Below are 6,118 nucleotides of genomic sequence, written 5' to 3'. Positions count from 1 at the left end.
TCCATCCGCGTATCTCACACACCACGGACTACCGCCAACACCCCAGCCTCATCAGGAACTTCAGCAAAGATCACCCTGACGAGCCGAAGTCAGTAATTGACTTCAAGGCATGACCACTTATGACGGCAAAAAGATCGTGATCACGGGCGGAAGCAGCGGTATCGGCCTGGCTACGGCACGGTTGTTCGTGGACGGCGGGGCGCAGGTACTCATCACCGGCCGCACCCGCTCCACTCTGGACGCTGCGGTTGAGCAGTTGGGGGCCATGACGGTCGGCGTCCGCAGCGACGCCGCGTCGCTGGAGGACATCAAGACCTTGGCCGACACGGTCCGCGAGCGGTTCGGCACGGTGGACGCCCTGTTCGTCAACGCCGGCGTCACCGCATCCGCGCCGTTCGACTCGACGACGGAGGACATGTACGACGCGGTGTTCGCCATCAACACGAAGGGCCCGTACTTCACAGTGCAGGCGTTGGCGCCGCTGTTGGGGGAGGGAAGCGGGGTGGTCCTCACCACGTCGGTGGTGAACGTCCTGGGACTGGACGCGCTCAGTGTCTACTCGGCGAGCAAGGCGGCTCTGCGGTCGATGACACGCACCCTGGCCCGCGAACTGCTCCCGCGCAAGGTGCGCGTGAACGCCGTGAGCCCTGGCCCGATCGACTCGGGCATTCTGGACCGCTCCCTCCCCGCCGACGTCGTCGAGACGATGAAGGACACCTACCGCAATGGCAACCCTATGCAGCGGCTGGGCACGCCCGAAGAAGTGGCCTCCGCAGTTGCCTATTTGGCGTTCGGAGCGACCTTCTCGACGGGAACGGAGCTTGTTGTCGACGGAGGGGCGTCACAACTCCGCTGATCGTTGCCGAACGAACACTGGCTGCCGGGTAAGGAGTTGGGCGGCTCCAGTACGACGTGTACCCGGCGGCGAACCCCTGCGGGGCGTGCACCAGCGTTGGTGGGGCGAGGCCCGAGCATCCCTGGTCAGGGCGCGGAGGAACCGTGCCTGACGGCGCGGTCTTGCCCGCCTGGCACCCTGAAAAACTCTAGGAGTCGCAGATCCTTCGGCCCGCGGGGCTGATTCCCGGAGTCGGCGTTCGCGGAACGCGGCTGAGCGGAGGGCCAGTGCCGCAGCCGTCGTGAATCCCGGCGCACCTGGCCGGTGCAGCCGAGGCCCCGGCCCCTACCGTGTAGCGGCGATGAGCGGTGGCGGCCGATGTGCAGAGCGTCGGTGGCGGATGCCGTCAGGTACGGCCGCTGGTCAGTACGTACTCCATTGCCGTGAACACGATCCGGTCCACGCGGAGCGGTCTCGCCACCTTGCGGGCGGGTAGGGAACGACGCAGCAACGGGGCGGCCCGCGCCCGGAGTTCATCAGGAACCCAACGCTTGGAAGGATCAGCACCCGCGTCCGCATCAAGTCGTTCGCACATCAAGTCACGTGAGGCAACCTCACCTGTTGATCGGTGCGGCCGATCTGGCAGCCTGCTCGATCTTCGCGCGGTAGGCCGCACGGGCTTGCTCGTCGATCTGCGTCTGTTGTTCGGCGCGCAACCCGGTCCGGCCATCGAGGCTCTCGCGCAGGATGTCCGCATGCCCGGTATGCCGGATGGACTCGCCGAGGACATGGACCATGATGGCGAACAGATTGGTGTTGCGGTACGGCTCCGGCCACCAGGGCACGTGGCCGGCGGCGTCAAGGGGAAGCTCGTCGATCGTCGCGTCCGAGTGTTTCCACGCGCGCTGGTAGGACTCGATGATCTGGTCGCGGGTCTCGTCCTCGGTCGCCCAGAGATCGCTGCCGTCGTGGTCCTGCCACCGGGTCATCGGTTCCGGGGAAGGGCGGTCGAAGACCTCGCCGAAGTACCTCGCCTCGACGCTGGCCAGGTGTTTGACCAGGCCCAGGAGGTTGGTCCCGCTTGCTGTCAACGGTCGGCGGGCGTCATATTCGGACAGACCATCGAGCTTCCACAGCAGCGCCTGGCGATCCCGCCGCAGTCTCCCGTGCAGGTTGTCCTTCGCGAATTCATCGATCATGCGGCTTGAGCCTGCCATGGGCTGCTCGTGGTCTCAAGGTCCCGCCCAGGTGCCCACCGACTGGCAGAGCCACGGCCGGGCCATGGCCGCGCCGCCGTGCCGACCGGCTGCGAGAAGTGCGCGAAGGTGCAGACCAACCCCTCGCTCGGCGTACCCGCCGGAGCCCTCGCCGAGCGACTCATCCGAACAGGACGCTGGCCGCACAGCTATGCAGCGCGCACCGAGGACGCTCCGCGGCATGGCGTCGTGGCGGGGGTCTGGTCCTTGGCTGGGCGACGCTGCCCGCCAGGAGTTGGGTGGAGCCGGGTAAAGATACACATCCACCCGGATCTACTCCCGAGGGCTCAGGACGGGCGACGGGGACCGCCCTAACGTCTTCCCCAGATGGTCCTGACCGTCCACTTCCACTCGTCCCTTCGCAACCGGGGGTCCCCATGTCCTCAAACCCGTCAAGCCCCGCCGGCCACGGCGACAACAGCACCCGCGCCTCGCGGGCCCGTGCCGTGAAGCGTGCGATGGTCGCCACGCTCTTCTACGACATCGGCCTGTCGATCATGGCGTATTTCGCCGCCGAGTTGCTCGGTGCGTCCACCTACGTCGCATTACTGTGTGGCACCCTCGTCGCCGGAGCGCGCATGCTCTGGGTGGCGGTCCGTCAGCGCCGGGTCGACCCGTTCGCGCTCTTCCTGCTCTTCCTGTTCGGGGCCAGCCTGGCACTGAGCTTCACCAGCGGCGGAGTCCGGTTCATCCTCGCCAAGGACTCCGCGCAGTCCGCCGTAGCCGGTCTGTTGCTCGTTGGCAGCTGCGCCGTCCGTCGTCCCCTCGCCTACTATGCCGCGCTGCGATTCGCCCGCCAGGCCGGGGCGCGGCAGGCGGCCGAGTTCCACGCCGTGGCGGACACGGACGCCATGCGGGCCCGGTGGCGGCGCGTCACCCTGGTCTGGGGCACCACGCTTCTGATCGACGCCTCGCTGCGCATCGCCGCGGTCTATTTGCTCCCGATCAAGGTCGCCTCCAACGTGTCGCAACTGCTCATGTTCGTCTTCGTGGGCGGACTGGTCCTGTGGACCGTCCGCTCGATGAAGAAAGATCACACCGAACCCCATGGCGCCACGCCGAAGCGTGCCGCAGCCTGACCTTGGTGTGGGCCCTCGGGGCCCACACATGGCTCATGTGGTCCTGTCCAACTGCCCGCCAGGAGCGCGGCATTGGGGGCAGCACGGGTCACATCCGATCCGGCCCGTCCCCGTGTCGTGGACCCGGCGGGCCCACGACGGTTCAGGGCAGTTCGTGATCACCAGGGGACGACGCCGTCGTCCTCGAAGAACGAACCGCTCGGGCCCCCGTCGGGCAGCGTGGCGAGTCGGACAGCTGTGGCCGCGCCCTGTTCAGGGGTGCGGGGCCCGTTGAAGCCGGTGAAGTCGGTCGCGACCAGGCCCGGACAGGCCGCGTTGATCAGTATCTTCGTGCCGGTGAACTTCCGGGCGTACTGCAGGGTGAGGGCGTTGAGGAACGACTTCGACGGAGCGTAGGCCGCCATGATCGGGCCGACCTCGATGTCCGGGTCCGCCTGCCGGGACAGGGAGCCCACGCTGCTGGAGATGTTGACGATGCGGGGCGATTCCGAGCGCCGCAGCAGCGGCAGCATCGCGTTGGTCACCCGGACGACGCCCATGACGTTGGTGTCCACGACCGTGCGGAGCACCTCCAGGTCGAGCGCCGTGGGATCCTGCTCCCACCCTGGGCCCGTCTCGCCGGAGATTCCGGCGTTGTTGACCAGGGCGTCCAAGCGTCCGGCCAAGCCCTCGATCAGTTCCGCGGCATCGGCGACGCTGCGGTCGTCGGTCACGTCCAGTGGTACCCCGAACGCGTCCACGCCGAGGGCGCGCAGGTTCGTGACGGCGGTTTCGCCTCGGCTCCCGTCACGGGCTCCCACGCCCACCCGGTAGCCGAGTCTGCCCAGCCCGGCCGCGATCTCGTATCCAATGCCCTTGTTCGCGCCGGTCACCAGCGCGATCCTTGTTTCGTTCATGGGGACGATGGTGGCTCGCGGACGAATGGCGCGGCCAACACCGATACGGTGCCCTGTCATACCTGCCAGGTATCACCGGGTATGCTGCGGCGATGGACACCCTGGAATCCCGCGAGTTGAGGTACTTCGTGGCCGTCGCCGAGGAACTGCACTTCGGCCGCGCCGCCGAGCGCCTCGGCATGGCCCAGCCGCCGCTGTCGCGGGCGATCCAGCAGCTCGAACGACGTCTCGGGGTCTCCCTTCTGGAGCGCAACCGCCGCGGTGTCCGTCTGACCGGTGCCGGAGAGGTGTTGCTGCACGAGGGCCGGGCGGCCCTCGACGCGACCGCAGCCGCTGCTCGCCGCACCCGGCGCGCCGGCGGCGCCGACAACCCGGGCGGCCCGCGTCACCGGCTGGTCCTCGCGGTGAAGGCCGCCGCGTCCCACGACCTGCTGCTGAAGCTTCTCGACGCCTACGCGGCCGAGCCCGACAGCGCTGAGATCGAAGTGCTGCCGTGCGGACTGTGCGAGCAGGAAGAACTGCTGCGTGACGGACGCGCCGATGTCGCGCTCATGCACACCCCGTGGAACTCCCTCACCGGCTTCGACAGCGAGGCACTGGCCACCGAGGGGCAGGTCGCCGTCCTGCCCGCCGGGCATCCCCTCGCCGCCCACGAGACGTTGTCCCTGGCCGATGTCAGCGACATACCTGGTCTGCCGCTCGCCCGCTGGCCCACCCGCGGCACCTACGCACCCGGCCCCGGCCCCGAGATCCACAACCAGACACAACTGGCCCAGCTGATCGCCCTCGGACGCACCGTAGCGGTCGTGCCCGACTCCGCCCGCTCCTGGCTGTGGGCTCAGCACGCGGCCGTTCCCCTGGCCGACGCACCTCCCGTCGTGACCCACATAGTCTGGCCTGCGCACAGCCGCTCGCTCACCCTGGCCAGCCTGGTCCGTACTGCCGTACGGCTCTGATCAGGTCCTGCCTCCGCCGCTCACTATCCGGGTCGGCCATGTGCTGTTTGATGGGCATCATCGCGTCGTCCTCGCCCCGGACTGCCCGAAGGGAGCTGAGGTCAGCGCGGCCGCGAGCCGCCCGCCCCGGCTCAGGAACGGGGTCCTTTCATGAGCCGATGCCAGTGCACGAGGAGAGGGCCGCGGCGATTTCGCCCGGCCGGGCTGCGAACGGGCTGTGGCTGCCGGGGAGGGTATGCACCGTGAACGGGTTGTCGGGGAAGGCCAGGTCGGCTTCCGTGATCATGAGGTCCTGCGCGGCAGGTGCCAGCGCCCGGTCTTCGGCGCAGCGCAGGAAAGTTCGTGGAATGCGTCCCCACCGTCCTGCGGTCAGGTCCACTGGAGTCATCGGGATCGCCAGGGGCAGGTCAGGGCTCAGTGCGGACCGCCACCGGTCAAAGCGGTCCAGGGGGGTGTCGTGGTAGTGCGTTTCCCGCAGTTCGTCGAGGTAGGCGGGATCCGATGAGAGCGGATTGATCCGTACGGCGCCCAGGGCCTCGGGGTCGCCGAGGTTCAGGTTCTGGCCCAGCGCGGTGGCGTTCTCGGGGGAGCCCAGATAGTCGAAGAAACGCGGCCGCCCACCCGGGACGAAAGCGGACAGATAGACAATCCGGTCCACCAGCTCGGGCGCCCGCTCCGCGGCCAGGGACGCGGGGCCGCCGCCCGCGCTGTGTGCGACGAGGACGACAGAGTGACGCTGACGCAGCTGGTGCAGGACGCTGAGTACTGCCTCGGCGCACTCGTCCATCGTCAGGGTGGAGAGCCGGGACTTCTCGGTCAGCAGGCCCGGCTGGCCGGGGAGCAGGTATCCGGTGGGCAGGGGCGCGTCGAAGCCGTGCCCGGGCAGGTCGATGGCCACGCTTGCGGCGCCCAGTGCGGCCAACGCACGTTGCGTCGCTGCCCACTGTCCGGAGCTGTGCCAGGCCCCGTGCACGAAAACGAAGACGGTGTCGGTCAGAGATGCGTACTTCATGGCTCCATTCCAGACGGGAACCACAGGGCCATCCATTCATAGATCTCACACGTGGCATGGCGATACCTTTGAGGTATTGCCAGT

General features: G+C 68.3%; 6 protein-coding genes. 3 read left to right on the top strand and 3 right to left on the bottom strand.

Annotated features, from left to right (window positions below; genetic code table 11):
- Positions 1-109: 109 nt before the first annotated feature.
- Complete coding sequence (locus AC07F3_RS41210) at positions 110-856, top strand: SDR family oxidoreductase (protein WP_479120178.1); 747 nt, start codon at positions 110-112, stop codon at positions 854-856.
- Positions 857-1,449: 593 nt separating this feature from the next.
- Here the strand turns inward: AC07F3_RS41210 and AC07F3_RS41205 are convergent.
- Positions 1,450-2,034 carry a DinB family protein gene (locus tag AC07F3_RS41205; RefSeq protein ID WP_479120177.1) on the bottom strand — a complete coding sequence of 195 codons (585 nt, stop codon included), beginning with the start codon at positions 2,032-2,034 and terminating at the stop codon, positions 1,450-1,452.
- A 515-nt stretch (positions 2,035-2,549) separates the two neighbouring features.
- Here AC07F3_RS41205 and AC07F3_RS41200 point away from each other — a divergent pair.
- A complete protein-coding gene (locus tag AC07F3_RS41200) occupies positions 2,550-3,170 on the top strand; it encodes a VC0807 family protein (protein WP_479120176.1) in 621 nt (206 codons plus the stop codon).
- Positions 3,171-3,328: 158 nt separating this feature from the next.
- Here the strand turns inward: AC07F3_RS41200 and AC07F3_RS41195 are convergent, their stop codons facing one another.
- Entirely contained in the window at positions 3,329-4,066 is a 738-nt protein-coding gene (locus AC07F3_RS41195) for an SDR family oxidoreductase (protein WP_479120175.1), read from the bottom strand.
- Between the two features lie 92 nt (positions 4,067-4,158).
- On the opposite strand from AC07F3_RS41195, the gene AC07F3_RS41190 reads away from it, so the two are divergent.
- Positions 4,159-5,022 (top strand): LysR family transcriptional regulator, encoded by an 864-nt coding sequence (locus tag AC07F3_RS41190; protein WP_479120173.1) that lies wholly within the window; start codon positions 4,159-4,161, stop codon positions 5,020-5,022.
- A 148-nt stretch (positions 5,023-5,170) separates the two neighbouring features.
- Here the strand turns inward: AC07F3_RS41190 and AC07F3_RS41185 are convergent, their stop codons facing one another.
- Positions 5,171-6,034 carry an alpha/beta hydrolase gene (locus AC07F3_RS41185; protein ID WP_479120171.1) on the bottom strand — a complete coding sequence of 288 codons (864 nt, stop codon included), beginning with the start codon at positions 6,032-6,034 and terminating at the stop codon, positions 5,171-5,173.
- Positions 6,035-6,118: the final 84 nt, after the last annotated feature.

The organism is Streptomyces sp. NPDC045846 (assembly GCF_056431605.1).
The sequence above is the reverse complement of the archived record's forward strand: the minus strand, read 5'-3'. Positions and strand labels throughout refer to the sequence as shown.

Coding starts and splice junctions, on each gene's coding strand:
- AC07F3_RS41200 (WP_479120176.1), top strand. CDS start 2,550: ATGGTCGCCACGCTCTTCTACGACATCGGCCTGTCGATCATGGCGTAT.
- AC07F3_RS41195 (WP_479120175.1), bottom strand. CDS start 4,066: ATGAACGAAACAAGGATCGCGCTGGTGACCGGCGCGAACAAGGGCATT.
- AC07F3_RS41210 (WP_479120178.1), top strand. CDS start 110: ATGACCACTTATGACGGCAAAAAGATCGTGATCACGGGCGGAAGCAGC.
- AC07F3_RS41205 (WP_479120177.1), bottom strand. CDS start 2,034: ATGATCGATGAATTCGCGAAGGACAACCTGCACGGGAGACTGCGGCGG.
- AC07F3_RS41190 (WP_479120173.1), top strand. CDS start 4,159: ATGGACACCCTGGAATCCCGCGAGTTGAGGTACTTCGTGGCCGTCGCC.
- AC07F3_RS41185 (WP_479120171.1), bottom strand. CDS start 6,034: ATGAAGTACGCATCTCTGACCGACACCGTCTTCGTTTTCGTGCACGGG.